The 25,379-nt window shown below is 58.8% G+C and carries 26 protein-coding genes and 1 tRNA gene; 22 read left to right on the plus strand and 5 right to left on the minus strand.

The genetic code is table 11. The features are described from left to right. Positions 1 to 1,105 precede the first annotated feature (1,105 nt). Together MXF20_RS09875 and umuC are read left to right on the plus strand one after the other, a co-directional pair. Complete coding sequence (locus MXF20_RS09875) at positions 1,106 to 1,345, plus strand: hypothetical protein (protein ID WP_058771615.1); 240 nt, start codon at positions 1,106 to 1,108, stop codon at positions 1,343 to 1,345. After that, complete coding sequence (gene umuC / locus MXF20_RS09880) at positions 1,345 to 2,610, plus strand: translesion error-prone DNA polymerase V subunit UmuC (protein ID WP_325969083.1); 1,266 nt, start codon at positions 1,345 to 1,347, stop codon at positions 2,608 to 2,610. The genes MXF20_RS09875 and umuC overlap by 1 nt, the downstream gene beginning before the upstream one ends. 266 nt (positions 2,611 to 2,876) lie before the next feature. Here umuC and MXF20_RS09885 read toward each other — a convergent pair whose 3' ends face one another. The 3 genes from MXF20_RS09885 to MXF20_RS09895 form a co-directional block, all read right to left on the minus strand. Continuing rightward, the gene (locus tag MXF20_RS09885) at positions 2,877 to 4,046 is read right to left on the minus strand and encodes a tyrosine-type recombinase/integrase (protein WP_152390608.1); all 1,170 of its coding nucleotides are present in this window, start codon (positions 4,044 to 4,046) and stop codon (positions 2,877 to 2,879) included. A gap of 162 nt (positions 4,047 to 4,208) precedes the next feature. Further along, positions 4,209 to 4,283: transfer RNA gene (locus MXF20_RS09890), tRNA-Arg, on the minus strand. Positions 4,284 to 4,371: 88 nt separating this feature from the next. Continuing rightward, the gene (locus tag MXF20_RS09895; RefSeq protein WP_325969085.1) at positions 4,372 to 5,304 is read right to left on the minus strand and encodes a formate/nitrite transporter family protein; all 933 of its coding nucleotides are present in this window, start codon (positions 5,302 to 5,304) and stop codon (positions 4,372 to 4,374) included. A 243-nt stretch (positions 5,305 to 5,547) separates the two neighbouring features. Between MXF20_RS09895 and ccmA the strand changes: the two genes are divergently transcribed. From ccmA to mlaA, 10 genes are read left to right on the plus strand one after another with little or no spacing between them, the layout of a single operon-like run. Further along, positions 5,548 to 6,162: a cytochrome c biogenesis heme-transporting ATPase CcmA gene (gene ccmA / locus MXF20_RS09900; RefSeq protein WP_325969086.1), complete on the plus strand. Its 615-nt coding sequence runs from the start codon at positions 5,548 to 5,550 to the stop codon at positions 6,160 to 6,162. Continuing rightward, positions 6,162 to 6,821 (plus strand): heme exporter protein CcmB, encoded by a 660-nt coding sequence (gene ccmB / locus MXF20_RS09905; protein WP_058758454.1) that lies wholly within the window; start codon positions 6,162 to 6,164, stop codon positions 6,819 to 6,821. The genes ccmA and ccmB overlap by 1 nt, the downstream gene beginning before the upstream one ends. 58 nt (positions 6,822 to 6,879) lie before the next feature. Further along, positions 6,880 to 7,620: a heme ABC transporter permease gene (locus tag MXF20_RS09910; RefSeq protein WP_058775840.1), complete on the plus strand. Its 741-nt coding sequence runs from the start codon at positions 6,880 to 6,882 to the stop codon at positions 7,618 to 7,620. Beyond that, the gene (ccmD, locus tag MXF20_RS09915; protein WP_325969087.1) at positions 7,617 to 7,850 is read left to right on the plus strand and encodes a heme exporter protein CcmD; all 234 of its coding nucleotides are present in this window, start codon (positions 7,617 to 7,619) and stop codon (positions 7,848 to 7,850) included. Before MXF20_RS09910 ends, ccmD begins: the two co-directional genes overlap by 4 nt. Further along, the gene (gene ccmE, locus MXF20_RS09920) at positions 7,847 to 8,332 is read left to right on the plus strand and encodes a cytochrome c maturation protein CcmE (RefSeq protein ID WP_021509145.1); all 486 of its coding nucleotides are present in this window, start codon (positions 7,847 to 7,849) and stop codon (positions 8,330 to 8,332) included. The genes ccmD and ccmE overlap by 4 nt, the downstream gene beginning before the upstream one ends. Continuing rightward, positions 8,329 to 10,287, plus strand: a complete 1,959-nt coding sequence (locus MXF20_RS09925; protein ID WP_325969089.1) for a heme lyase CcmF/NrfE family subunit — start codon at positions 8,329 to 8,331, stop codon at positions 10,285 to 10,287. Before ccmE ends, MXF20_RS09925 begins: the two co-directional genes overlap by 4 nt. Next, complete coding sequence (locus MXF20_RS09930; protein WP_058782039.1) at positions 10,284 to 10,841, plus strand: DsbE family thiol:disulfide interchange protein; 558 nt, start codon at positions 10,284 to 10,286, stop codon at positions 10,839 to 10,841. The genes MXF20_RS09925 and MXF20_RS09930 overlap by 4 nt, the downstream gene beginning before the upstream one ends. After that, positions 10,838 to 11,293 carry a cytochrome c-type biogenesis protein gene (locus MXF20_RS09935; RefSeq protein ID WP_325969091.1) on the plus strand — a complete coding sequence of 152 codons (456 nt, stop codon included), beginning with the start codon at positions 10,838 to 10,840 and terminating at the stop codon, positions 11,291 to 11,293. The genes MXF20_RS09930 and MXF20_RS09935 overlap by 4 nt, the downstream gene beginning before the upstream one ends. Then, positions 11,293 to 12,504: a c-type cytochrome biogenesis protein CcmI gene (ccmI, locus tag MXF20_RS09940; RefSeq protein ID WP_325969092.1), complete on the plus strand. Its 1,212-nt coding sequence runs from the start codon at positions 11,293 to 11,295 to the stop codon at positions 12,502 to 12,504. Before MXF20_RS09935 ends, ccmI begins: the two co-directional genes overlap by 1 nt. A 35-nt stretch (positions 12,505 to 12,539) precedes the next feature. Continuing rightward, the gene (gene mlaA, locus MXF20_RS09945; protein ID WP_325969093.1) at positions 12,540 to 13,307 is read left to right on the plus strand and encodes a phospholipid-binding lipoprotein MlaA; all 768 of its coding nucleotides are present in this window, start codon (positions 12,540 to 12,542) and stop codon (positions 13,305 to 13,307) included. A 70-nt stretch (positions 13,308 to 13,377) separates the two neighbouring features. Here the strand turns inward: mlaA and fadL are convergent, their stop codons facing one another. Continuing rightward, positions 13,378 to 14,661: a long-chain fatty acid transporter FadL gene (gene fadL, locus MXF20_RS09950; RefSeq protein ID WP_325969095.1), complete on the minus strand. Its 1,284-nt coding sequence runs from the start codon at positions 14,659 to 14,661 to the stop codon at positions 13,378 to 13,380. A 358-nt stretch (positions 14,662 to 15,019) separates the two neighbouring features. On the opposite strand from fadL, the gene MXF20_RS09955 reads away from it, so the two are divergent. The 4 genes from MXF20_RS09955 to sixA all read left to right on the plus strand — a co-directional run bounded on the left by MXF20_RS09955 (position 15,020) and on the right by sixA (position 19,602). After that, on the plus strand, positions 15,020 to 15,316 hold the full coding sequence (locus MXF20_RS09955) for a YfcZ/YiiS family protein (protein ID WP_325969097.1): 297 nt from the start codon (positions 15,020 to 15,022) through the stop codon (positions 15,314 to 15,316). Between the two features lie 168 nt (positions 15,317 to 15,484). Beyond that, entirely contained in the window at positions 15,485 to 16,795 is a 1,311-nt protein-coding gene (fadI, locus tag MXF20_RS09960) for an acetyl-CoA C-acyltransferase FadI (protein WP_058769880.1), read from the plus strand. Then, positions 16,795 to 18,924: a fatty acid oxidation complex subunit alpha FadJ gene (fadJ, locus tag MXF20_RS09965; protein ID WP_325969098.1), complete on the plus strand. Its 2,130-nt coding sequence runs from the start codon at positions 16,795 to 16,797 to the stop codon at positions 18,922 to 18,924. The genes fadI and fadJ overlap by 1 nt, the downstream gene beginning before the upstream one ends. Positions 18,925 to 19,119: 195 nt before the next feature. Further along, positions 19,120 to 19,602, plus strand: a complete 483-nt coding sequence (gene sixA, locus MXF20_RS09970) for a phosphohistidine phosphatase SixA (protein ID WP_325969099.1) — start codon at positions 19,120 to 19,122, stop codon at positions 19,600 to 19,602. Positions 19,603 to 20,039: 437 nt separating this feature from the next. On the opposite strand, the gene smrB is transcribed toward sixA, so the two are convergent. Then, on the minus strand, positions 20,040 to 20,588 hold the full coding sequence (gene smrB / locus MXF20_RS09975) for an endonuclease SmrB (RefSeq protein ID WP_325969100.1): 549 nt from the start codon (positions 20,586 to 20,588) through the stop codon (positions 20,040 to 20,042). Between the two features lie 153 nt (positions 20,589 to 20,741). Here smrB and prmB point away from each other — a divergent pair, with 153 nt between their 5' ends. The 6 genes from prmB to MXF20_RS10005 all read left to right on the plus strand — a co-directional run bounded on the left by prmB (position 20,742) and on the right by MXF20_RS10005 (position 25,373). Next, complete coding sequence (gene prmB / locus MXF20_RS09980; RefSeq protein ID WP_325969102.1) at positions 20,742 to 21,674, plus strand: 50S ribosomal protein L3 N(5)-glutamine methyltransferase; 933 nt, start codon at positions 20,742 to 20,744, stop codon at positions 21,672 to 21,674. Positions 21,675 to 21,720: 46 nt separating this feature from the next. Continuing rightward, entirely contained in the window at positions 21,721 to 22,806 is a 1,086-nt protein-coding gene (gene aroC, locus MXF20_RS09985) for a chorismate synthase (protein ID WP_325969104.1), read from the plus strand. Positions 22,807 to 22,811: 5 nt separating this feature from the next. Beyond that, the gene (mepA, locus tag MXF20_RS09990; RefSeq protein ID WP_418936848.1) at positions 22,812 to 23,639 is read left to right on the plus strand and encodes a penicillin-insensitive murein endopeptidase; all 828 of its coding nucleotides are present in this window, start codon (positions 22,812 to 22,814) and stop codon (positions 23,637 to 23,639) included. Between the two features lie 9 nt (positions 23,640 to 23,648). Continuing rightward, entirely contained in the window at positions 23,649 to 24,446 is a 798-nt protein-coding gene (locus MXF20_RS09995) for a sulfite exporter TauE/SafE family protein (protein ID WP_325969105.1), read from the plus strand. Between the two features lie 66 nt (positions 24,447 to 24,512). Next, a complete protein-coding gene (locus MXF20_RS10000) occupies positions 24,513 to 25,058 on the plus strand; it encodes an elongation factor P hydroxylase (RefSeq protein WP_021509161.1) in 546 nt (181 codons plus the stop codon). A gap of 33 nt (positions 25,059 to 25,091) precedes the next feature. Continuing rightward, entirely contained in the window at positions 25,092 to 25,373 is a 282-nt protein-coding gene (locus MXF20_RS10005) for a YfcL family protein (protein WP_238561758.1), read from the plus strand. Positions 25,374 to 25,379: the final 6 nt, after the last annotated feature.

Consider the following 25,379-nt stretch of genomic DNA (forward strand, 5'->3'; position numbering starts at 1 on the left):
TCGGCTGTGAACTGGTAACGTACGCTCTTCAGCGCGGGCGGCGCATGCCCCGCGTGCCTGCTGTCGGGCGGCAGGATATCCGCAGCAGGGGAGATGTTGCCGTCTGAAATGCGTGGCGACAGGTAAAAAAAGCCCGAACGGATCGTCGGGCGGCATCAGGTCCGAGCCAGACCTCTCTGGTGTTGGCTTAGTCTCGTTGAGCAGCTTAATCCAGCCATACCTGGCTGAGGAATAAAGGGAATCTACTCTCGAACGCAGCAGCATTGCTGTGTTACACGTTCATCATAATCCATGCATGAAAACTTTCCGTTAAGATTGTGTAATTATAGGATTTAAGTATGGGTGAAAGGCGATAAAGCCAGTCGGCCGCCTGAGTCAGGACGAAAAAAGCCTGCGTTACACAGGCATCAATTCGCTCAAAGGGAAGGGTAATCCAGAATGCCAGACAGGCTGGCTCATTCACACTACAGGGTTGGTACAGAATAGATACATATTAACGATGCGGGCGCAAAAATGAGCACGTTATGGGGCCGCCGCCAGTAAAAGCTGACCGGCGAAAGGCGTTAAAACGGTTTTCCGGATATCAGAAGTAAAAAAAAAGCCCCGGACCCAGCAGGTACCCGGGGGATAGCTAATATTGCCTTAATACGGGTATGACAGAGCATCTGCCTTCACAGATGGTCACAGGCCAATACTAAAACATCATCAGCAAAATTCCAGGCGTTCAGGCAGCCATCCGTTGCTGGTAAGAGGTCTGACGAAAAAGTTTTCAGGTCAGGAGGCCGTGGGAGGTGAGTGTCTGTACGGGAACAGGGCTGGCAGGCGCTGATATGTCGCTGAAACAAGGGGAAAGGGAAATCCTGAATGCCAGTCGTGCTGGCTTCGCCACCATGCAGTGTCTGTAAGGAATAGATAATAATTTATCTTTTGCTCTGGATTAAGCACCTTACGGGTATAAAGGGTGCAGAATCCTGGCCTGCAGGAGAGAAAAAATATCTATGCCCACCAATGGCTTTACAAAAACCCCAACCGCAGCGGCTTGATCAGTTCTACCGATCGATATTACTGTTTATCCATACAGTGTTTATCACGGAGGTAAATGACCATGCCACGCGACTACGAAATCATGATTGCTTTCCGGCAGGCGGTGAAACGCGACGCTGCCGGCCGCTACACCATCAGCACGCTCGACTTCATCAGGGAACTTGACCGGTTGAACTGGCATTACACGCTGCGGGCGGCCAATAAGTGGATCGAGATGCACACCACAACGTTCCGCGACATCACCAAAACCGACGGAGAAGAGCGCCTGTTTCAGGTGTTCAATCCCAATGGCGGTGTGTGATGTTTGCCCTGGTCGATGTGAACTCGTTCTATGCGAGTTGCGAAACAGTATTCAGGCCCGATCTGCGGGGAAAGCCGGTAGTGGTGCTGAGCAACAATGACGGATGTGTCATTGCCCGTTCGGCAGAGGCTAAGGCGCTGCAAATCCCCATGGGCGCGCCATACTTCAAGCTGAAGGATGAATTTCGCCGGCACAAGGTGCAGGTATTCAGCTCTAACTACGCGTTATACGCCGACATGAGCAACCGCGTGATGAGCACGCTGGAGAGCATGGTGCCGGCCGTGGAAATCTACTCGATCGACGAAGCGTTTATGTGCCTGGACGGCATGCAGCGCAACCACCCGCTTGAGGAATTTGGCCGCGCTGTCCGGGCGCGCGTTAAGCAGGAAACGCACCTGACCGTAGGCGTAGGGATAGCGCAGACCAAAACACTCGCCAAACTGGCTAACCATGCCGCCAAGAAGTGGACGAAGACCGGCGGCGTGCTGGACCTGTCGAATATCGACCGTCAGCGCAAGCTTATGGCGCTGGTACCGGTTGAGGATGTCTGGGGCGTTGGCCGGCGCATCAGCAGGAAGCTCAACACCATGGGCATCATGACCGCGAAAGACCTGTCAGAGCAAAGCACCTACACCATCCGCAAACACTTCAACGTTGTGCTGGAGCGAACCGTCAGAGAGCTGCGCGGTGAGCCATGCCTGCAACTGGAAGAGTTCGCGCCAGCCAAACAGCAAATCGTCTGCTCCCGTTCATTCGGCTCCCGGATCACCAAATACGACGACATGCGTGAAGCCATATGCACCTTCGCCGCGCGCGCTGCAGGCAAGCTGCGCGGAGAGCGCCAGTATTGCTCGCAGATAGCCGTGTTCGTCCGGACCAGTCCTCATGCCGTGGGCGAAGTCTTCTATGGCAACCAGTCGACAGGCAAGGTGCTCACGCCGACCAACGACACGCGGGACATCATCCGGGTGGCCATTGAAGCGCTCGATCGCATCTGGCTTGAAGGACACCGCTATATGAAGGCTGGCGTGATGCTGGGCGATTTTTACAGCGAAGGCGTGTCGCAGCTGAATCTGTTTGATGAAAACAAACCACAGGCCAACAGCGAGGCGCTGATGCGCGTGATGGATGGTCTCAACCTGAGCGGGAAGGGGAATCTATGGTTCGCAGGGCAGGGTATACAGAACACATGGGCGATGAAGCGCGAGATGCTTTCGCCGGCCTATACCACAAAAGTTTCCGACCTGCCGGTGGTCCGGTGCTGATCACTTCGCGGCCGTCTGAAACGCTTCACATTCCAACGTGTGATGGCGTGGCGATAATCGACAGGTCGGTTCGGCCAAAAGTGGGTGACACAATCTACTTTGTGGCTTTCGGCATCTGCCAGCCTGGCATGCTGGGACGCAATTACATCGCCTGCGAAGACGGAGAAATGTTTGAGGGGGAGGCGCTGGAAGAGATAACGATCATCGGCGTGCAGACGTGGGGAGTGATATCAGCGCGGGAGGATAACCGGCCGATAATCTGAGTGTTACTCCCTTCCATCCAGCCAGTCAGCCCATCGCTGCATCATTTCATAGCGGTTATTCAGGTATTGCGCGTGGTTATATACCCCGCGCGTACCCTGAGAATTAACGTGAGCAAGCTGCGCCTCTATGGCGTCACTGTTCCAGTGAAGCTCATTCATTACGGTACTGAACTGGTGCCGGAACCCGTGTCCGGTCGTCTGACCCTCATAGCCGAGCCGTCGGATGAGGCCCAGAATGGCGTTTTCACAGATGGGCTTTTTCGGATCGCTTCTGCCCGGGAAACACAGGGTGTGACGTTCAGTGAGCTTCTTCGTCAGTGACATCAGCGCATGCACCTGATCTGACATCGGTACGATATGAATGCGCCGGCTTTTCATGATCTCTGCATCAACAGTGATGAGGCGGCTTTCAAAATCGACATTTTCCCACCTGAGAAACCGCACCTCCTTCGTTCTCAGGGCCGTGTAATGCAGGACAAGCGCCGCATTTTTTACAATGACGCTGCCGGAATAGCTGTCAAGAGCACGGTGAAACGCCTGGATACGATCCATGGTGAGAAAGGGGAAATTCTTTTTCTGGTAGCTCTGCTGCGCTCCGATAAGGTCCGGGGCCGGATTGTAGCGCGCACGGCCGGTTACGATCGCATAGCGGAACACTTCACCGCACCGTCTTCTGGCTTTGCTTGCCCGCTCCAGAGCGCCTCTGTCTTCGTAGCGTCGTATCACTTTCAAAAGCAGCGTTGGCTCGATCTCATCCATCCGGAGATGGCCGATGAGCGGCAGGATGTCGGTTGTGAACATCCCGTACAACTCGTCGGCATACCCCGCTGACCACACCTGAGATTTGTGGGCATACCACTCCCTGAAAATGCCCTCAAAAGTCAGGGTATCCGGCATCGGTTCCTTTTGCTTCAGCGCCTGTTTTTGCCGGGCCGGATCGACGCCGGAAAGCAGGGTCATTTTCGCTTCCGCCTGGCGTGCGCGTGCTTCGGCCAGGGATATGTGTGGCCAGGGACCAAAAACCAGCGTTTTCTCTTTACCGTCAAAGCGGTAGCGGAGCCGCCATACCTTCTTCCCGGTAGGCGGGACAAACAGAAACAGACCGCCTGCGTCGGACAGACGATAGGACTTCTCTCTGGGTTTGGCGGCGTCGATCTGCCTGACCGTCAGCATGTGGGCATAATTCCGGGTCATTTTTAATTGTGCCCACAATATGCCCGCAAAAAAGCGGTGTAGTCAATGCAGTTTGGTTCATTTGTGTTCAGGATGGAAAGGGTTAACGTTATGTTTTTGTGGGGATTTGTTCGGGCGGGTTGAGGCGGGTTCGGGTCGTTATGGTGTCCCCTGCAGGAATCGAACCTGCAACTAGCCCTTAGGAGGGGCTCGTTATATCCATTTAACTAAGGAGACGTGCGGCGCGCAGTATAGCGCACCGTGCAGGGGATTTTAACCGTGGGCCGCCTGTTTGCTCAAAGTGTCAGCAATCAGGCGGTGGCGATCACGCTTTTTCCTGATCTTTCTGCTTTTCCTGCTTCTCTTTACGTTTCTGTTCGGCTCGCGCTTTGGCTTTGGCCGCTTCGCTCATGTCGTTACGGATCTGCGCGTGACTGATCAGGGCAAAAATCAGCGTACCGCCGGTAATATTACCCAGCAGGGTGGGCAGCGCGAACGGCCACAGGAACTCCTGCCATGGCACGGTGCCGGCAAACACCAGATACAGCACCTCAACCGATCCGACCACAATGTGCGCCAGATCGCCCAGCGCCACCAGCCAGGTCATCATCACGATCACCACAATTTTGGCACCGCCGGCGTAGGGGAACATCCATACCATGGTGGCGATAATCCAGCCCGAAATCACCGCGTTGGCAAACATTTCGCCCGGCGTGTGCTCCATCACTTTTTCGCTGATGGCGGTGAAGGCCTGACGCGTAGCGTCATCGAAAATCGGCATATGATTAAACGCCAGCGCGCCCAGCGCGGTACCAATCAAATTGCCGATCAGTACCACGCTCCACAGCCGCAGCAGCAGCATAAAATTGCCGCCGGTGGGTTTATGCATCACCGGCAGTACGGCGGTAACGGTGTTCTCGGTAAACAGCTGCTGGCGCGCCATAATCACGATGACGAAACCAAAGGTGTAGCCGAGATTCTCCAGCAGATAGGCGCCGGGCACGCCCGCGAGGTGCACCTGGAAAATGCCTTTCGCCATCAGCGAGGCACTCATTGACAAACCGGCGGCAATCGCTGACCACAGCAGCGCCATACCGTCGCGCTCCAGCTCCTTTTCCCCATCCTGTCGAATCTCTTCATGGATCGCCGCAGCCCGCGAGGGCAGGGCGTCTTCGTCCACTTCAATATCCGTGCCTTGTTCTTTTTCTTCACTGTCCACGTCATTCTCATGCGTGCTGTTTGATGGCGTTGGCTTCATTTTTTCTCCCGGTGATAATGCCAGTGCGTAATAAGCGTAGACGCTTTTAGCAAGGGCGAAATGTTACAAAGATTCAAATTAAGAGTAACAAGAAGTGAGGTGAGTTGATTTTTTGAGCGATTTCTTGATCTGGTACGCACGAATACCCCGTTTGGGGGAAGTGAGAGGTTGCGCACAGACTTCGGACCCTGCCTTCGTTGTGGTATTATTCCCGCCTCATTTATTGCTGTGAATCTCCCTTCTATGCTCGAAGTGATTAATCTCGCGTGCGTTCGCGATGAGCGAACCCTGTTTCACGGACTGAGCTTCCAGGTGCAGGCGGGCGATGTGGTGCAAATTGAAGGGCCTAACGGCGCGGGCAAGACGTCACTGCTGCGGCTACTGGCCGGCCTCAGCCGGGCAGAGCAGGGCGACGTTTACTGGCAGCAGCAGCCGATCCGCCAGCAGCGCGAAATCTGGCAGCAAAACCTGCTGTATCTCGGCCATCATCCCGGCGTGAAATCGGTGCTGTCGCCGCGGGAGAATCTGCACTTCTGGCACGGCGATCGCAGCGAAGACGCGCTGTATGATGCGCTGGAGCAGGTCAATCTGCTGGGCTATGAAGAGGTGCCGGTGGCCCAGCTTTCTGCTGGTCAGCAGCGGCGCGTGGCGCTGGCGCGACTGTGGCTCAGCCCGGCGTCGGTGTGGATTCTGGATGAGCCGCTGACCGCCATCGACAAACACGGCGTGGAAAAATTAATGGCGCGCTTCGCCGATCATGCCGATAACGGTGGCGCGGTGATCCTGACCACCCATCAGGATCTGCCGGACAGCCATGCGCGGGTGCGCAAAATTCGTCTTAGTTCGGAGTGGGCGTGATGCTTGGTCGGGTGATTCAGCGTGAGTTAAAAATTGCCTTCCGCAGCGGCGCGGAAGTGGTTAATCCGCTGTGGTTTTTTCTGATCGTGATTACGCTGTTTCCACTGGGCATTGGCCCTGAGCCGCAGCAGCTGGCGCGCATCGCGCCCGGTGTCGCCTGGGTGGCGGCGCTGCTGGCATCGCTATTGGCGCTGGAGCGGCTGTTTCGCGATGACTTTCTCGATGGCTCGCTGGAGCAGCTGTTATTACTGCCGACGCCGCTGCCGATTACCGTGCTGGGCAAAGTGATTGCTCACTGGCTGATTACCGGGCTGCCGCTGATTTTACTCTCACCGCTGGCGGCGCTGCTGCTGTCGCTGGATTTTGCCGGCTGGCGGGCGATGGCGCTGACGCTACTGATCGGCACGCCGACCCTGAGTTTTCTCGGTGCGATTGGCACCGGCCTGACCGTCGGGCTGCGGCGCGGCGGTGTGTTGCTGAGTTTGCTGGTGTTGCCGCTGTCGATACCGGTATTGATTTTTGCCAGCGCGGCAATTGATGCCGCCGGTCAGGGATTACCGATCGGCGGTTATCTGGCGATTCTCGGCGCCATGCTGGCGGTCAGCGCCACGCTGTCGCCGTTTGCGACGGCTGCCGCGCTGCGCATCAGTCTGCATTAAGGCGGGCCTCCTGTAGAGAGGCCGTCATCCGAATTCTTTTTTAGTGTGAGCAATGTCAATGTGGAAATGGTTACACCAGTGGGCAAAGCCTGAGCGGCTTTACCAGCTATGCGGTCGCTTGATTCCCTGGTTCGCAGTCCTGGGCGTTGGCGCATTGCTGCTCGGCTGGATTTGGGGATTCGGCTTTGCGCCGGCGGATTATCAGCAGGGCAACAGCTTCCGCATCATGTACATTCACGTGCCGGCGGCAATGTGGTCGATGGGTGTCTATGCCTCGATGGCGATTGCTGCCTTTATTGGCCTGGTGTGGCAGATGAAGATGGCCGATCTGGCCGCCGCCGCGATGGCGCCGATTGGTGCGGTGTTTACCTTTATCGCGCTGGTAACCGGCTCGGCGTGGGGCAAGCCGATGTGGGGCACCTGGTGGATTTGGGACGCGCGTCTGACCTCTGAACTGGTACTGCTGTTCCTCTACATGGGCGTGATTGCGCTCTATCACTCTTTCGACGATCGCCGCACCGCCGGACGCGCGGCCGGCATCCTGATTCTGGTCGGCGTGGTTAATTTGCCGATTATTCACTTCTCCGTGCAGTGGTGGAACACGCTGCATCAGGGCTCGTCGGGCATATTGCAACAGGCGATCGATCCCAGCATGCGCACGCCGCTGCGCTGGTCGATTCTCGGCTATCTGCTGGTGTTTGGTGCGCTCACCCTGATGCGCCTGCGCAACCTGATTCTGTTCACCGAACGTCATCGTCCCTGGGCGATTGACGTGGCGCAGGGAGGACGCAAAGCATGACGCCTGCCTTCGCATCGTGGAGCGCGTTTTTCGCCATGGGTGGCTATGCCTTTTACGTCTGGCTGGCCGTGTGCTTTACGCTGACCCCGCTAATCGGTCTGGTGCTGCATACCGTGCTGTTCCGTCGCCGCCTGCTGGCAGAGATTCGCCAGCGTCAGTCCCGCGAGCGCCGCATCCGCGCGGCAAAAGCCAAACAAGCTGCCAGTGAAGCAGCAGGAGAGTCCGTGTGAATATCCGTCGTCGTAACCGCCTGTACGTGGTGGTGGCGGTGCTGGTGGGGCTGGGCCTCGCCACGTCGCTGGTGATGTACGCGCTGCGTTCCAACATCGACCTGTTCTACACCCCGAGTGAAATTCTCTACGGCAAAGGTGAGGATCACCAGAAGCCGGAGGCCGGTCAGCGCCTGCGCGTCGGCGGCATGGTGATGCCAGGCAGCGTCAAACGCGATCCGAAAACGCTGGCGGTGTCGTTCAAACTGTATGACGCCAACGGCGTGGTCAGCGTCAGCTACGAAGGTATCCTGCCGGATCTGTTCCGCGAAGGGCAGGGCGTGGTGGCGCAGGGCGTGCTGGAAGACGGCAACCTGGTCAACGCCAAAGAGGTGTTGGCGAAGCACGATGAGAAGTACACGCCACCGGAAATTCAGGATGCGATGAAGAAAAATCACAACGGACCGGCAGCGGCCTATCAGCAGGCGGGTACGCAATCATGATGCCGGAAATTGGCAGCTTTCTGCTGTGTCTGGCGCTGGGCTTAGCGCTGTTATTAAGCATTTATCCGCTGTGGGGCGCGGCGCGTCAGGATGGCCGGCTGATGGCGCTGGCGCGTCCGCTCACCTGGGGCATGTTCCTGTGTATCGCCGCCGCGTTCCTCGTGCTGGTGCACGCGTTTGTAGTCAACGATTTTACCGTCGGCTACGTTGCCACCAACTCCAATTCGCTGCTGCCGGTGTATTACCGCATCGCCGCCACCTGGGGCGCGCATGAAGGATCGCTGCTGCTGTGGGTGCTGCTGCTCAGCACCTGGACATTAGCGGTAGCGATTTTCAGCCGCGGCATGCCGCAGGATGCGCTGGCGCGCGTGCTGGCGGTGATGGGAATGATCAACCTCGGCTTCCTGTTGTTCATCATCCTCACCTCGAATCCGTTTACCCGCACGCTGCCGAACTTCCCGATTGATGGGCGCGACCTAAACCCGATGCTGCAGGATATCGGGCTGATCTTCCATCCGCCGCTGCTCTATATGGGCTATGTTGGCTTCTCGGTGGCGTTTGCCTTTGCCATTGCGTCGCTGATGGCGGGCCGGCTGGATACTGCCTGGGCGCGCTGGTCACGTCCGTGGACCACTGCGGCATGGGTATTTCTGACTATTGGTATCGTGCTCGGTTCCGCGTGGGCGTATTACGAACTCGGCTGGGGCGGCTGGTGGTTCTGGGATCCGGTGGAAAATGCGTCCTTTATGCCGTGGCTGGCCGGCACGGCGCTGATGCACTCGCTGGCGGTGACAGAAAAACGCGGCAGCTTTAAGTCGTGGACGGTGCTGCTGGCGATTACCGCATTCTCATTAAGCCTGCTCGGCACCTTCCTGGTGCGTTCCGGCGTGCTGGTGTCGGTGCACTCGTTCGCCTCCGATCCGGCGCGCGGTATGTTTATCCTCGCCTTCCTGGTGATTGTCATCGGCAGTTCGCTGCTGCTGTACGCTCTGAAAGGCGGCCAGGTGCGCAGCCGCGTGCAGAGCGAAGCCTGGTCGCGCGAATCCTTCCTGCTGGGGAACAATGTGCTGCTAATTGCCGCAATGCTGGTGGTGCTGCTCGGTACGCTGCTGCCGCTGGTGCACAAGCAGCTCGGGCTGGGCAGCATTTCGGTTGGCGAGCCGTTCTTCAATACCATGTTCACCTGGCTGATGGCGCCGTTCGCGCTGATGCTCGGCATCGGGCCGCTGGTGCGCTGGCGCCGCGATGAGCCGCAGAAGCTGTGGAAGCGGCTCGGCGTGGGTCTGCTGGTGACGCTGATCCTGTCGATCGTGCTGCCGTGGCTGTTGCAGGATCGCATCGAAGCGATGACGGTGATTGGCCTGCTGATGGCCATCTGGGTGATCCTGCTGACGCTAATGGAGCTGCACGAACGCGCCACCCATCGCCACCGCTTCCTGGCGGGCTTGCGCCACCTGTCGCGCAGCCACTGGGGCATGGTGCTGGGCCATCTTGGCGTGGCGGTAACGGTGGTGGGCATTGCCTTTAGCACCCAATACAGCATTGAGCGCGACGTGCGCATGAAAGCTGGCGACAGCGTGGATATCCAGAACTATCACTTTATTTTCCGCGACGTGCACAACCTGCAGGGCCCGAACTACAGCGGCGGCGTGGCGATCATTGACGTCACACGCAACGGTAAGCCAGAAGCGGTGCTGCATGCGGAGAAACGCTTCTATACCGCCGCACGCACCATGATGACGGAAGCGGCGATCAGCGGCGGCTTCACGCGCGATCTTTACGCGGCGCTGGGCGAAGAGCTGGATGACGGTTCCTGGGCGGTGCGTATTTATTACAAACCTTTTGTGCGCTGGATCTGGTTCGGCGGGGTATTTATGGCGGTGGGCGGCCTGCTGTGCCTGCTCGATCCGCGCTATCGCTCGCGTAAAAAAGCGCAGCGCGAGGAGCTGGCATGAATAAAAAGATCCTGTTTATTCCTTTAGTCCTGTTTCTGCTGCTGGCGGCGGCGCTGCTGTGGCAGCTGACGCGGAACGCCAGCGGTGACGATCCCACGCGCCTTGAATCAGCGCTGATCGGTAAACCGGTGCCGGTGTTTAAACTCGAAGCGCTGGATCAGCCAGGTAAAATCTATAACCAGCAGGTGCTGACCGATGGCAAACCGCTGCTGCTGAACGTCTGGGCCACCTGGTGCCCGACCTGCCGCGCCGAACATCAATATCTCAACACGCTGGCGGAGCAGGGCATTCGCGTGGTTGGTCTCAATTATAAAGACGATCGCAGCAAAGCGGTCACCTGGCTTAACACGCTCGGCAACCCGTATGCGCTGAGCCTGTATGACGGCGATGGCATGCTCGGTCTGGATCTCGGTGTCTACGGCGCGCCGGAGACCTTCCTGATTGATGGCCACGGCATTATCCGTTATCGCCACGCCGGCGACATGAATGACCGGGTGTGGAATGAAGAGGTGAAGCCGCTGTGGCAGAAATACAGCAGGGAGGCCGGCGTATGAAACCGCTGCTTATGCTGCTCGCCGGTCTGCTGCTGAGCACCAGCCTGTGGGCCGCGATCGATACTTATCAGTTCGATTCGGTCCAGCAGGAGGAGCAGTATCGCGAGCTCACCGCATCGCTGCGCTGCCCGAAGTGCCAGAACAACAGCATTGCCGACTCCAACGCGATGATCGCCGCCGACATGCGGCTGAAAGTGTATGAGCTGATGAAGCAGGGCCAGAGTCGCCAGCAGATCATTGATTACATGGTGGCGCGTTACGGTAACTTCGTCACTTATGAACCGCCGGTGACGCCGTCGACGCTGATTCTGTGGGTTGGGCCGGCGCTGTTTGTGGTGCTTGGTGGCCTGATCATTGTGCTGCGCAACCGACGCGGCCACGCGCGCAGCGAGCTGGATGACGATGAACAACAACGCCTTGCGGCGATTCTGAAGCGTGACGGGAAGCCGTAATGACTGGATTCTGGATTACCCTGATTATTTTACTGGCGGCGGCGACGGCGCTGTTTGTCGGTACCGGCTGGCGGCAGCGTCAGGCCAGCAGCGGCGATCGCGATCGCCTCAATACCGATTTTTATCAGCAGCGCCTGCGCGAGCTGGAGCATGATGAAGCCGAGGGCGTGGTCAGTGAACGTCCGGAGATGGTGCGCGAACTGCAGCAAACGCTGCTGACCGACGTGCCGGGCGACGCGGCGGCACGCGCACATCACAGCAGCCGCTGGGTGCTGCTGCCGGGAGCGATCGTCCTGGTGCTGGTGTCAGTGGGCGTTTATCTGAAAACCGGCGGTCTTGCCCAGCTGGCGGGCTGGCAAAGCGTGCAGCAGGAGTATCCGGCGCTGCGTGCCCGGGTGATGGATCCCAATGCGCAGCCGCTGACCATGGAAGAGCTGGCGCGTCTGCAGCTCGGCCTGCGCACTTCGCTGCAAAACGATCCGCAAAACCTTAATGACTGGGCGATGCTGGGCCGCCTCGGCATGGTGCTGAACAACGCCACCGATGCCAGCCAGGCTTTTGAGCACGCTCTGCAGCTGGCGCCGGACAACCTTGAACTGCAGCAGGATTATGCCGAAGTGCTGACGCGCTCCAGCGATCCGCAGGATAACCGCCAGGCCAATGTGCTGCTGAAAGATCTGCTGAAGCGCGATCACAGCAACGTGCGCACCCTTAGTCTGCTGGCGTTCAACGCGTTTGAACAGCAGCAGTATGGCGAAGCAATTGGTGCGTGGCAGATGATGCTGAAGCTGCTGCCGGCCGGCGATCGGCGCATTACTATGATAGAGCGCAGCATTGAACAAGCGAAAACCGACGCGGGACAGCAAAATAGCCAGCTGGCATTGACGGTGAGCTTAACGTCAGAGGCAGAAAAAATGTTACCGCCGGGCGGAGTGTTGTATATTTCTGTGTCTGACGGTGTTTCACCGGTGCCTGTGGCTGTAAAGCGTTTACCGCTCAGCCACTTCCCGCTATCGCTTACGCTGGATGACAGCAACGCCATGATGCCGGATCGCCTGCTTTCGGCGCAGCATCAGGTGCAGGTCAGGGTGCGCGTTTCGCGCGACGGCAGTGCTAATCCGCAGTCCGGCGACTGGTTCGGTTTAAGCAAGGTCACCGCCTGGGATGGTCATCAGCCCATGGCTGTTGAGGTTAATCAGCAGCAGCCCTGAAGCGATACACCTTTTATCCGCACAGGGAGAGAAGAATGAATAATCGCCTGACCGGCCTGGCGCTGGCCAGTTTACTGCTGGTGGGATGTGCCAGTTCCAAACCGGCCGACGAGACGATGCCTGCGCAGCGCAGCGATCCGCTCGAAGGGTTCAACCGCACGATGTTTAACTTCAACTATAACGTGCTGGATCCTTACGTGGTGCGTCCGGTCGCCGTCGCCTGGCGTGATTATGTGCCGGTGCCGGCCCGTACCGGGCTGAGCAACTTCCTCGGCAACCTCGATGAACCGGCCAGCATGGTGAACTCGATTCTGGTCGGCGAGCCGCGTCAGGCGGGCATTCACTTTACCCGTTTCTTCCTGAATAGCGTGCTGGGCCTTGGCGGCTTCATTGACGTCGCCGGCAAAGCCAATCCGCAGCTGGCGCGTGAAGTGCCGCACCACTTTGGCAGTACGCTGGGCCGTTACGGCGTCGGCTACGGTCCGTATGTGGTACTGCCGGGCTACGGCAGCTTTACCGTGCGTCAGGATGGCGGCGACTACGTCGATACGCTTTATCCGGTGCTGAGCTGGCTTACCTGGCCGATGTCGATCGGTAAATGGACGCTGGAAGGCGTAGAAACGCGTGCCCAGCTGCTCGATTCTGACGGCCTGCTGAAACAGCAGCAGGATCCGTACGCCTTTATCCGCAACGCCTATTTCCAGCGTAACGATTTCCTCGCCAGCGGCGGCAAGCTGAAGCCGGAGGAGAACCCGAACGCCAGCGCGATTCAGGATGATTTAAAAGATATCGACTCCCAGTAAACAAAACGGCGACCCTCAGGTCGCCGTTTTTCTTTCTGCAGGCGACCCGCATGGGCCGCTGCACTGATTATCAGAACTTGTAGTTAAAGTTAGCGCCGTACAGCCAGGCCTTACCTTCGGAATTAAAGGTATAAGGACCTTCTTTCACCGTCACGTGCTGACCGTGCATATAGGAAACCCCGACATCCACCGACGCATCCGGCGTGAAGGCGTAAGACGCACCGGCGCTCAGCCACAGGCGATCCTGATCCGGAATCGAGATGGAGCGTTTATCCGCCGGCACCGGGCTGTCATCAAATGCGATACCGGTACGGAACGTCCAGTTGTCGTCGTAGTTGTAGGTGGTACCTAACGCGATACGGTACGCATCACGGTAGCCTTCATCTTTATAGAACAGCGTCTGGCCGTTGCTGCCGGTGGCTTTCAGCTCCTGGAACTGACTCCAGCTGGTATAGGCGAGGCTGTAGTGCACCGCCCACTGTGGCGCGACTTTATGCCAGCCGGACACTTCCCACATTTCCGGCAGGTTGAGCGTCAGCGAACCCGGAATGGTGGCACCGCTGGTACCATACGGCAGACCCAGCGCAATCGCCTGCGGTGTGCCGTTGAAGGCGCGCGGGATATTGCTCTTATAATCGCCGTCGAAGTCGATCTTCACTTTAGAACGATAGGTGAAGCCGAAGCGGTTATTTTTATCCACTTCATACAGGATACCGGCGTTCCAGCCGTAGCCCCATTCGTCACCTTTCAGGTGCGCGACCTGGGTATCGGCCGGCAGACCGGCACGGGCACCGGCTTCACCGGCGTAGCGCTCAATTTTCGCTTTGGCGTACACCGCGTCAAAGCCGACGCCGAAGCTGAAGTTATCATTTAACCGATAAGCGGTGCTGAGGTTGAAGTTGCCGGTCAGCAGATCGGTTTTGCCACCGAAGCCGCCCGCGGTGTAGCCGTTATTAAATTCGGTTGCCAGACCATAGTTTGAGGTCGCCGAGGCGCCAATCCACCACTGATCGTTAATTGGATGCACATAATGGATGTTCGGGATCCACTGGTTTGGCGCAATGTTGCTGGCGTTGAGGCTGTTACCGGTCGGACTGTTGCCGCTGATATCCACTTCCGGATCAATATAGACGGCACCGATGGAGAAAGAAGGGCGGTCCATCAGGGCCATGGTGGCTGGGTTACGGCTGGCGGAAGCGGCGGTATCACCCATGGCGCCTTCACCGGAATACGCGCGGCCCAGGCCGATTGCTGAGAATTCGTTAAGTTGAAAGCCTGCGGCGTAGACGTGAGACGAGACGAGCGCCACTGCAGCTGCCACAGCTGACTTTGCAAACAGGTTCTTATGGTTCATGACCACAACCTCATCTGAATTATTATTAAACGTTGTTACGTCGCGTAACAAAGGACGGCGGATTGTAGGGACTGACGATACAGACACATATCAGACCAGTGCGACGAGTATAGGTCCGACCTGTGTATTTGTTGCAATATTGTTTTTAAAATATTTCCGCTTTGATCGATAAAATCAGATCTGCTTAACAAAATCCTTGCGGTTGTGCTCCAGCATAGCGAGTCAAATTTGTTTTGGATCAAATTTTAGTGTGATATTCGTCACTTAGCCGGCGGAAGATAGCCGCCGCGCGGCATCCGGCGTACACTTTGCGACAGAAAATGATCCGATTGTGTTGATTTAACGTCAGGAGAAAAGCATGACTGATGCCATTCGAAACTGTAGTGCCAACGAAACCGCAGCCTGCTGCTGCGTTGACGTCGGCACCGTGATGGACAATACCGATTGCAGCGCCAGCTGGTCAGGCGTGTTCGCTGACCGTCAGGCGGCTGAAGCAATGCTGGCCGAACTGAGCGCCAAAGCGCGTCAGGTCGAGTCCGATCCGTGTGAGATTCATTCGCGCTTTACCGACGAAGCAGACGGCGTGCGCCTGGATGTCGATTTTATCTTTGCCTGCCAGGCCGAAACCCTGATTTTCCAGCTCGGCTTACGCTAATCCCGCCGCTGCCGACCCGCTTTTTCGGCAGCGTGGCCTCTTTTTCGTGTTACTCCTCGCACTTTTTTTCTTCTGTTATTGGCGACTTAGCAACACCTGGTTAACACTGATGATCAGGTCAGACCTGTTGGGCAATGATGCTCAGGTCGTAAATTACAGGTGAGTGCAATGAGCAAAGCGCAGCCGCTGCTGACGCGTCAGGGCGAACGTATCGCCATTACCCACGGATTACGCACCCCGTTTGCCCGCCAGGCAAGCGACTTTCACGGCATCCCGGCGCTGGAGCTGGGGCGCATGGTGGTCAGCGAATTAATGGCGCGCAGCGAATTGCCGGTGGAGGTGATCGATCAGCTGGTGTTCGGCCAGGTGGTGCAGATGCCGGAAGCCCCCAACATCGCGCGTGAAATCGTGCTGAGCAGCGGACTGAGCGTGCACACCGATGCCTACAGCGTGAGCCGCGCCTGCGCCACCAGCTTTCAGGCGGTGGCTAATGTCGCGGAAAGCCTGATGGCCGGCACCATCGATGCCGGCATTGCCGGCGGTGCCGACTCCTCCTCGGTGCTGCCGATTGGCGTCAGCAAAACGCTGGCGCGCGCGCTGGTCGACCTCAACAAAGCCCGCACCCTGAGCAAAAAATTGCATATCTTACGCCGCCTGCGCCCACGCGATCTGTTGCCGGTGCCGCCGGCGGTGGCGGAATACTCGACCGGTTTACGCATGGGCGACACCGCCGAGCAGATGGCCAAAACGCACGGTATTACGCGTGAGCAGCAGGACGCGCTGGCGCTGCGCTCGCACCAGCGTGCGGCGCAGGCCTGGCAATCCGGCGTGCTGGCGCAGGAAGTGATGCCGGCATTTGTGCCGCCGTGGAAAGCACCGATTGAGCAGGACAACAATATTCGTTTTAACGCCAGCGCGGCGGACTATGCAAAGCTGCGCCCGGCGTTTGACCGTCGCCACGGTTCGGTCACCGCCGCCAACAGCACGCCGCTGACCGACGGCGCGGCCGCACTGATTCTGATGCGCGAAGGGCGGGCGCGCGAGCTGGGCATCACGCCGCTCGGTTACCTGCGCAGCTATGCGTTTGCCGCGATTGATGTCTGGCAGGACATGCTGCTCGGACCGGCCTACGCGTCGCCGCTGGCGCTGGATCGCGCCGGCATCACTCTGGGCGATCTGACACTGATCGACATGCATGAAGCCTTTGCCGCGCAAACGCTGGCTAACCTCAAACTGTTTAACGATGAACGTTTTGCGCGCGAGGTGCTGAAGCGCGATCGCGCGCTGGGCGAAGTCGACGAGACGCGTTTCAACGTGCTGGGCGGATCCATCGCTTACGGCCATCCGTTCGCCGCCACCGGCGCGCGCATGATCACCCAGACGCTGCATGAATTACGGCGGCGCGGCGGCGGCTTAGGACTGGTGACCGCCTGCGCCGCGGGCGGATTAGGCAGCGCGATGGTTCTGGAGGCCGAATAATGAGCGAATCTGCATTCCATTTACAGATACGTCCGGATCACGTTGCGGTGATCACCATTGATGTGCCGGGCGAAAAGATGAACACCCTGAAAGCGGAGTTTGTGTCGCAAATCCGCGCGGTGCTGGCGGAGGCGCGCAGCGATGCGCAGCTGGCGGGCATCGTGCTGATTTCGGGCAAACGGGACAACTTCGTCGCCGGTGCGGACATTAGCATGATCGCCCGTTGTGAAACGGCGCAGCAGGCTGAAGCGCTGGCGCGCCAGGGACAGGAAGTGATGGCGGAGATCGCCGCGTTGCCGTTCCCGGTAGTTGCCGCCATTCATGGAGCCTGTCTTGGCGGCGGGCTGGAGCTGGCGCTGGCCTGCGATGCGCGCATCTGCTCGCTGGATGAGAAAACCCGTCTCGGCCTGCCGGAGGTACAGCTCGGCCTGTTGCCCGGTTCCGGCGGCACCCAGCGGTTACCGCGGCTGATTGGTGTGCAGCAGGCGCTGCCGCTGATCCTCAGCGGCAAACAGCTGCGCGCTAAGCAGGCACTAAAGCTCGGGCTGGTGGATGATGCGGTGCCGCTGGCGATCCTGCTGGATACCGCTGTGGCGCGCGTTCATAAAGGAAAGCGCGCGGCACGCAGCCTGTCACGCCGCGATCGCCTGCTGCAGGGGCCGCTGGCGCGTCCGCTGCTGTTTGCGCTGGCCAAACGCCAGACCGACGGTAAAACCCACGGTAACTATCCGGCCACCGACCGCATTTTGCAGGTGGTGCGCATCGGGCTGGAGCAGGGCAGCACCGCCGGTCACGCTGCCGAAGCGCGCGCGTTTGGCGAACTGGCGATGACGCCGCAGTCGGCCGCGCTGCGCAGCCTGTTTTTTGCGTCCACCGCCCTGAAGAAAGAGCCGATGGCAGACGCGCCGCCGCGCCCGCTGCAGCAGATTGGCGTGCTGGGCGGCGGGCTGATGGGCGGCGGTATCGCCAGCGTCACCGCGCTGAAACCTGGTCTGCCGGTGCGTATCCGCGATATCAACCTTAACGGCGTTAACCACGCGCTGCAGTACAGCTGGGATTTACTGAGCAAAAAGGTGAAACGGCGCCAGCTCAAGCCGGCAGAACGCCAGCAGCAGATGGCGCGCATCAGCGGCGGCACCGATTATCAGGGTTTCCGCCAGCGCGATTTGGTGATCGAAGCGGTGTTTGAGGATCTGGCACTGAAGCAGCAAATGGTGGCAGAGATTGAAGAGCACTGTCAGCCGCACACCATTTTCGCTTCGAACACCTCGTCGCTGCCGATTACGCAGATCGCCGCCGGCGCGCAGCGCCCGGAAAATGTCATCGGCCTGCACTTCTTCAGCCCGGTAGACAAGATGCCGCTGGTCGAGGTGATTCCGCACAGCGGCACGTCGGCGCAGACGCTGGCCACCACCGTTGATCTGGCGCGTCGTCAGGGCAAAACCGCCGTCGTGGTAGCCGATCGTCCCGGCTTTTATGTTAACCGCATTCTCGCGCCCTATATAAATGAAGCCATGCGTTGTCTGCTGGAGGGCGAGCCCATCGAACACATCGATAGCGCACTGGTGAAATTTGGTTTTCCGGTCGGCCCGCTGCAGCTGCTGGATGAAGTCGGTATTGATGTCGGCAGCAAAATCAGCCCGATTCTCGAGCAGGCCTACGGCTCACGCTTCAGCGCGCCGCAGGCGGTGAGCGCTATCCTGGCTGACGATCGTAAAGGGCGCAAAAACCGGAAAGGCTTTTATGATTATCAGCGCACGCGCTGGCCGCGTAAGCGTCGGGCCGATGCCAGCCTGTACCGCCTGCTGCAGCTGCAACCGCAGGCGAAACAGAGCGAACAGCAGATTGCCACGCGCTGCGTGATGCTGATGCTCAACGAAGCGGTACGCTGTCTCGACGAAGCGGTGATCCGCAGCGCCCGCGACGGCGACATTGCGGCGGTGTTTGGCATCGGGTTTCCGCCGTTTCTCGGCGGGCCGTTCCGTTACATCGACCAGCGCGGCGCGGCCGAAATCGTCAATACATTACGCACATTAATGCAGCAATACGGCGAGCGTTTCGCGCCGTGTGAGGCGCTGGTGGCTATGTCAGAAGGGCAAACGAATTTTTACACTTCTGCACAATCGTGAATAGCCGCACGGATTCAGCGGGTTAGAATCGGGGCCGCGCATTGCCTGGCGCGGCACCATTCTGAGATATGCTTATTTAATAAACAACCGGTTGACTATACTCAAGCCATTGGGGTAAAACACAGCGTTCATTCGCAGAATGAAGCGTCTGGTGCTGTGGTACCCGGCGATATCGACAAACAACAGCGGTGCTTTATGCAAGTTTTTATCATGCGTCACGGCGACGCAGCTCTGGAAGCAGCGAGTGATGCGGTTCGTCCTCTCACCCTGTGTGGCTGCGACGAATCACGTCAGATGGCGAGCTGGCTGAATGGTCAGACGCCGGGAATCGACAAGGTGCTGGTAAGCCCTTATCTGCGCGCCGGGCAAACGCTCGCCACGGTACGTGAAGCGCTGAAACTGCCGGAAGGGCAGGACGTGCTGCCAGAGCTGACGCCAGGCGGCGATCCAGGCATGGTTGCCTGTCATTTACAGGCGCTGGCAGTGCAGGGTGCGCATGCGGTGCTGGTGATTTCACATCTGCCGCTGGTGGGTTATCTGGTCTCTGAACTCTGCCCGCAGGAAGCGCCACCGATGTTCGCCACCTCCGCCATTGCCTGCGTAGAGTTTGATGCCGACGCCTGTGAAGGCAAGCTGGCGTGGCAGGTGAGTCCGGCCAAGTTAGCCAAAGCCATGTAATTCCCCTTCATACTTCAGGCTGCAGCTGCGTTGGCTGCGTCAATTCACCCCGGTCACTTACTGATGTAAGCTCCCGGGGATTCATTTCCTTGCCGCCTTGCTGCAACCTGAATTATTTTGGGGAATGATGTGCGTTCAAACCGCAACTGCGTTGGCTGCGTCAATTCACCCCGGTCACTTATCCGCATAAGCTCCCGGGGATTCCCCGTCATACTTCAGGCCGCAGCGGCGTTGGCTGCGTCAATTCACCCCAGTCACTTACTGATGTAAGCTCCTGGGGATTCCCCGTCATACTTCAGGCCGCAGCGGCGTTGGCTGCGTTAATTCACCCCAGTCACTTACTGATGTAAGCTCCTGGGGACTCATTTCCTTGCCGCCTTGCTGCAACCTGAATTATTTTGGGGAATGGTGTGCGCAATATTCCCGAATCCTGCCGGTCAGGGTAATTCCGGCGGTTGCCACTCTTCGACTTCAATCAATACCAGCAGCGCGGCGTCGCCGCCAAACAGCTTGGGTGCCTGATGGAAGGCCATTACGTGCGGATGCTGCGCCAGCCAGAGCGGGGTTTGCTGCTTGAGAATGTGCTTGCCGTGGCCGGTCATCACGCTGGCACAGAAGATATGCTCGCGGCGGCAGGCGGCAATCAGCGCGCCAAGTTCCTGTTTCGCCTGAAGCTGGGTTAACCCGTGCAGATCGAGAAAAATCTCCGGCGTGTAATCGCCACGCCGTAATTTTTTCAGCTCGTAATGGCTGACGTCGGCGCGCACGTAGCGCGTTGGTCCGTCGGTGGAGAGCAGCGGCTGAAACTCGTCGGAGAAATAATGGCTGTTATCGGCCTGCTCAGACAGCAGCCGCTTCAGCGGCACTTCGCGGCTTTTCACTGCCGGTTTGTGCACGATCGTATCCTGTTTCAGCTGGCGCGTGCCGCTCATTAGCTGGCGGAACAGCGCCTGGTCGTCCTGGCTTAGCGGCGTCTTTTTACTCATGTCTCAGTGAATCATCAGAAATGGCGGGAGTCTGGCCGTTACCTTACCGCTAAGCGTTAACAAATGTCAGCTTTTTCACCTCGCTGCGCTGAATTCTGCCCGGCTTCATGGCACACTATCGGCCGATTGATTTTATGGCCTGCGGAGGGCTACGTGGACAAGATTTTCGTCGATGAGGCAGTGAACGAACTGCACACCATTCAGGATATGCTGCGCTGGGCAGTAAGCCGCTTTTCGGCTGCCGGCATCTGGTACGGCCACGGCACGGATAATCCCTGGGACGAAGCGGTCCAACTGGTGCTGCCGACGCTGTGGCTGCCGCTGGATATTCCGGAAGACATGCGCCACGCGCGCCTGACCGCCAGCGAACGTCACCGCATCGTGGAGCGCGTGATCCGTCGCGTTAACGAGCGCATTCCGGTGGCCTATCTCACCAACAAAGCCTGGTTCTGCGGCCACGAATTTTACGTCGATGAGCGCGTGCTGGTGCCGCGTTCGCCGATTGGCGAGCTGATCGAAAACCGCTTTGCCGGCCTGATCGACGGCGCGCCGCGCCATATTCTCGACATGTGCACCGGCAGCGGCTGTATCGCCATCGCCTGTGCGTACGCCTTCCCGGAAGCGGAAGTGGACGCCGTCGATATCTCCACCGACGCGCTGGCCGTGGCCGAACAGAATATTGAAGAGCACGGTCTGCTGCATCACGTCACGCCGATTCGCGCCGACCTGTTCCGTAATCTGCCGCAGGTTAAATATGACCTGATCGTCACCAACCCGCCGTACGTCGATGCCGAAGACATGGACGACCTGCCGAACGAATATCGCCACGAGCCGGAGCTCGGCCTGGCCGCGGGCAGCGACGGCCTGAAGCTGGTGCGCCGCATTCTCGCCTGCGCGCCGGACTACCTCAGCGAGCAGGGCGTGCTGATTTGCGAAGTCGGCAACAGCATGGTGCACATGATGGAACAGTATCCGGACGTGCCCTTTACCTGGCTGGAGTTTGATAACGGCGGTGACGGCGTGTTCATGCTGACGCGCGATCAAATCGTCTCGGCGCAGTCACACTTCTCATTCTATAAAGACTAAAAATCGGGGCGAGCGCTCGCCCGCAACATCGCAACAAGGAACCCCCATGGCCGGAAACAGCATCGGACAACTTTTTCGCGTGACCACCTTTGGCGAGTCGCACGGTATTGCGCTTGGCTGCATTGTTGATGGCGTGCCGCCCGGCATCCCGTTGACTGAAGCCGATATTCAGCACGATCTCGACCGCCGTCGTCCCGGCACTTCGCGCTATACCACTCAGCGTCGCGAACCGGATCAGGTGAAGATTTTGTCCGGCGTGTTTGAAGGTGTCACCACCGGCACCTCCATCGGTCTGCTGATTGAAAACACTGACCAGCGTTCGCAGGATTACAGCGCGATTAAAGATCTGTTCCGTCCCGGCCATGCGGATTACACCTACGAGCAAAAATATGGCCTGCGCGACTATCGCGGCGGCGGCCGTTCCTCGGCCCGCGAAACCGCGATGCGCGTGGCGGCCGGTGCCATTGCTAAAAAGTACCTGCAGCTGAAGCACGGCATTGTGGTACGCGGTTATCTGGCGCAGATTGGCGACATCGCCTGCGAACTGAAAGACTGGAGTATCGTAGAAGATAACCCATTTTTCTGCCCCGATGCCGACAAACTTGACGCGCTGGATGAACTGATGCGCGCGCTGAAAAAAGAGGGCGACTCTATCGGTGCCAAAGTCACGGTGATGGCCGAAAACGTGCCGCCGGGCCTCGGTGAGCCGGTATTTGATCGCCTCGACGCCGACCTGGCGCACGCGCTGATGAGCATCAACGCGGTGAAAGGCGTGGAGATCGGTGATGGTTTCGCGGTAATCAACCAGCGCGGCAGTCAGCACCGTGATGAAATCCGCAGCAACGGTTTTCAGAGCAACCATGCCGGCGGCATTCTCGGCGGGATCAGCAGCGGCCAGACCATCAGCGCCAACCTGGCGATGAAGCCGACCTCCAGCATCACCGTGCCGGGCAACACCATCACCCGCGACGGTACGGAAGTGGAGATGATCACCAAAGGCCGTCACGATCCCTGTGTTGGCATCCGCGCGGTACCGATCGCGGAAGCGATGATGGCGATTGTGCTGATGGATCACCTGCTGCGCCAGCGTGGACAAAACGCTGACGTTAACAGCAGCGTCCCGCGCTGGTAAGCCGCATGATGCGCCGTGTGCTTATCTCCCTTGCCGCGCTGCTGTGCAGTGCGGCCTGCGTGGCTGCCACGCCGTGGCAGCAAATCCACCAGCCGATTGCCGGCAGCCCGCAGTCCATCGGCGGCTTTGCTAACGGCTGTATTGTCGGGGCGCAGCAGCTGCCGCTCAACTCGCCCAATTATCAGGTGATGCGTCAGGATCAGCGTCGTTATTACGGCCATCCGGATCTGATCGCCTTTATCCAGCGCCTTAGCACCCAGGCGCATCAGTTGCAGCTGGGCCAGGTGCTGATTGGTGATATGGGCATGGCCGCCGGCGGACGCTTTAGCAGCGGTCACGCCAGCCATCAGACCGGTCTCGACGTGGATATCTGGCTGCAGCTGCCGCAAAGCCGCTGGACGGCACAGCAGCTGCTGAAGCCGCAGCCGCTCGATCTGGTGGGGCCGGGCGACCGGCAGGTGATCGCGCGTCACTGGCAGCCGCAAATTGACAGCCTGATCAAACTGGCGGCGAAAGATGACGACGTCACGCGCATCTTCGTCAATCCGGCGATTAAAAAGCAGCTTTGTGCTGATGCCGGTAGCGATCGTGCGTGGCTAAACAAAGTGCGGCCGTGGTTTGCTCACCGTGCGCACATGCACGTGCGGCTGCGCTGCCCGCCGGGCAGCCTCGAGTGCGAAGATCAGGCGCCGCCGCCGCCGGGCGATGGCTGCGGCGCAGAGCTGGAAAGCTGGTTCCTGCCGAAGAAACCGGGCAGCACGCCGCCGGTGAAGAAATCGCCGCCGCCGTTGCCGCCTTCCTGCCAGGCGTTACTTGATAAGCATTTACTGTAGGAACCTGAGATGGATCTGTTTGTTGTCAGCCCGGTGGTGCTTGGCGTGCTGTTTCTGGTCGCGGTGCTGGCGGCCTTTATCGACTCCATCGCCGGCGGCGGCGGTCTGCTGACCGTGCCGTCGCTGCTGGCAGCCGGTCTTTCACCGGCGCAGGCGCTGGCGACTAACAAGCTGCAGTCGGTTGGCGGTTCCTTCTCGGCCAGCCTCTATTTTGTGCGGCGCGGCGCGGTGAAGCTGCGCGAGCAGCGGCTGAATATCGCCATGACTTTTCTCGGCGCAATTGGCGGAACGCTGCTGATTCAGCATATTCAGGCTGAGATACTGCGTCAGATTCTGCCGCTGCTGCTGATCAGCATCGGGCTGTGGTTCCTGCTGATGCCGCGTCTCGGCGAGGCCGACCGCGAGCAGCGCCTGCACGGCCTGGCATTTGCGCTGGTGGGTGGTGGCTGCGTCGGCTTTTACGATGGCTTCTTCGGCCCGGGCGCCGGCTCGTTTTATGCGCTGGCCTTCGTCACGCTTTGCGGCTTCAATCTGGCGAAAGCCACCGCCCACGCCAAAATCCTAAATTTCACCTCCAACTTCGCCAGTCTGCTGTTCTTTATGTTTGGCGGAAAGGTGGTGTGGGGCACCGGCGTGATCATGCTGCTGGGGGCGTTTATTGGCGCGCGCCTTGGCGCACGGCTGGTGCTGAGCCGCGGTCAGAAGCTGATCCGCCCGATGGTGGTGACGGTATCTGCCGTCATGAGCGCTAAACTGTTGTGGGACAGCCACGGCAGCGTGATTCTCGCCTGGTTTGCCACACTGTAATCCGCACTCGTCAAAACCGGCCGCCAGTGCGACAATGGCGGCGGTTTGTTTAAAGATTAAAATATTATGAGTAAAGAGCACCATTATCAGCAGCTGGTGGAGATTTTTGACGGCTGCTTTGCTGACGATTTTCAGACGCGTCTAATTAAAGGCGATGACGAACCTATTTATCTTCCAGCGGATGACACCTCGCCGTGGCACCGCGTGGTGTTTGCCCATGGCTTTTATGCCAGCGCGCTGCACGAAATTTCGCACTGGTGCATTGCCGGTGAAGCGCGGCGCAAGCTGGTGGATTTTGGTTACTGGTACTGCCCGGACGGGCGCGATGCGCAGACGCAGGGCCAGTTTGAAGCGGTGGAGATTAAACCGCAGGCGCTGGAGTGGCTGTTCTGTGTAGCAGCCGGCTTTCCCTTCAACGTCAGCTGTGACAATCTCGACGGCGATTGTGAACCGGATCGCATCGCGTTTCAGCGCAAGGTGCATGCGCAGGTAATGCATTATCTGCAGCACGGCATTCCGGCGCGTCCGGCGCGCTTTATTGATGCGTTAGCCAGCTATTATGGTACGCCTGCACTGACGGCGGCACAGTTTCCGTGGCCGGAAGATCTGTGAGCCGCACTCCGATAAATGAAGGATGATGAGAAGATGATCGTAGAATTCGAGTCCCGCATTCTGGCGCTGATTGACGATATGGTCGAACACGCCAGCGACGACGAACTGTTTGCCAGCGGTTATCTGCGTGGCCATCTGACGCTGGCAGTAGCGGAGATTGAGCAGAGCGGCGAACACACGCCAGAAGCGCTGCAGATTCAGGTGGCAAACAGCCTGCAAAACGCCATTGCCGCCGGTGAGTTGTCGCCGCGCGACCAGGCGCTGGTGGTGGGCATGTGGGATAACCTGTTTACCCAGGCGCGTCTCACTGCCTGACTGGCC

The sequence above is a fragment of the Pantoea dispersa genome (assembly GCF_035783935.1).
GTDB lineage: Bacteria > Pseudomonadota > Gammaproteobacteria > Enterobacterales > Enterobacteriaceae > Pantoea > Pantoea dispersa_C.

Bases quoted from the DNA above. Each gene is read 5' to 3' on its own strand.
- MXF20_RS09875 (WP_058771615.1), top strand. From the start codon at position 1,106: ATGCCACGCGACTACGAAATCATGATTGCTTTCCGGCAGGCGGTGAAA.
- umuC (WP_325969083.1), top strand. From the start codon at position 1,345: ATGTTTGCCCTGGTCGATGTGAACTCGTTCTATGCGAGTTGCGAAACA.
- MXF20_RS09885 (WP_152390608.1), bottom strand. From the start codon at position 4,046: ATGCTGACGGTCAGGCAGATCGACGCCGCCAAACCCAGAGAGAAGTCC.
- MXF20_RS09895 (WP_325969085.1), bottom strand. From the start codon at position 5,304: ATGAAGCCAACGCCATCAAACAGCACGCATGAGAATGACGTGGACAGT.
- ccmA (WP_325969086.1), top strand. From the start codon at position 5,548: ATGCTCGAAGTGATTAATCTCGCGTGCGTTCGCGATGAGCGAACCCTG.
- ccmB (WP_058758454.1), top strand. From the start codon at position 6,162: ATGCTTGGTCGGGTGATTCAGCGTGAGTTAAAAATTGCCTTCCGCAGC.
- MXF20_RS09910 (WP_058775840.1), top strand. From the start codon at position 6,880: ATGTGGAAATGGTTACACCAGTGGGCAAAGCCTGAGCGGCTTTACCAG.
- ccmD (WP_325969087.1), top strand. From the start codon at position 7,617: ATGACGCCTGCCTTCGCATCGTGGAGCGCGTTTTTCGCCATGGGTGGC.
- MXF20_RS09925 (WP_325969089.1), top strand. From the start codon at position 8,329: ATGATGCCGGAAATTGGCAGCTTTCTGCTGTGTCTGGCGCTGGGCTTA.
- MXF20_RS09930 (WP_058782039.1), top strand. From the start codon at position 10,284: ATGAATAAAAAGATCCTGTTTATTCCTTTAGTCCTGTTTCTGCTGCTG.
- MXF20_RS09935 (WP_325969091.1), top strand. From the start codon at position 10,838: ATGAAACCGCTGCTTATGCTGCTCGCCGGTCTGCTGCTGAGCACCAGC.
- ccmI (WP_325969092.1), top strand. From the start codon at position 11,293: ATGACTGGATTCTGGATTACCCTGATTATTTTACTGGCGGCGGCGACG.
- mlaA (WP_325969093.1), top strand. From the start codon at position 12,540: ATGAATAATCGCCTGACCGGCCTGGCGCTGGCCAGTTTACTGCTGGTG.
- fadL (WP_325969095.1), bottom strand. From the start codon at position 14,661: ATGAACCATAAGAACCTGTTTGCAAAGTCAGCTGTGGCAGCTGCAGTG.
- MXF20_RS09955 (WP_325969097.1), top strand. From the start codon at position 15,020: ATGACTGATGCCATTCGAAACTGTAGTGCCAACGAAACCGCAGCCTGC.
- fadI (WP_058769880.1), top strand. From the start codon at position 15,485: ATGAGCAAAGCGCAGCCGCTGCTGACGCGTCAGGGCGAACGTATCGCC.
- fadJ (WP_325969098.1), top strand. From the start codon at position 16,795: ATGAGCGAATCTGCATTCCATTTACAGATACGTCCGGATCACGTTGCG.
- sixA (WP_325969099.1), top strand. From the start codon at position 19,120: ATGCAAGTTTTTATCATGCGTCACGGCGACGCAGCTCTGGAAGCAGCG.
- smrB (WP_325969100.1), bottom strand. From the start codon at position 20,588: ATGAGTAAAAAGACGCCGCTAAGCCAGGACGACCAGGCGCTGTTCCGC.
- aroC (WP_325969104.1), top strand. From the start codon at position 21,721: ATGGCCGGAAACAGCATCGGACAACTTTTTCGCGTGACCACCTTTGGC.
- mepA (WP_418936848.1), top strand. From the start codon at position 22,812: ATGATGCGCCGTGTGCTTATCTCCCTTGCCGCGCTGCTGTGCAGTGCG.
- MXF20_RS09995 (WP_325969105.1), top strand. From the start codon at position 23,649: ATGGATCTGTTTGTTGTCAGCCCGGTGGTGCTTGGCGTGCTGTTTCTG.
- MXF20_RS10000 (WP_021509161.1), top strand. From the start codon at position 24,513: ATGAGTAAAGAGCACCATTATCAGCAGCTGGTGGAGATTTTTGACGGC.
- MXF20_RS10005 (WP_238561758.1), top strand. From the start codon at position 25,092: ATGATCGTAGAATTCGAGTCCCGCATTCTGGCGCTGATTGACGATATG.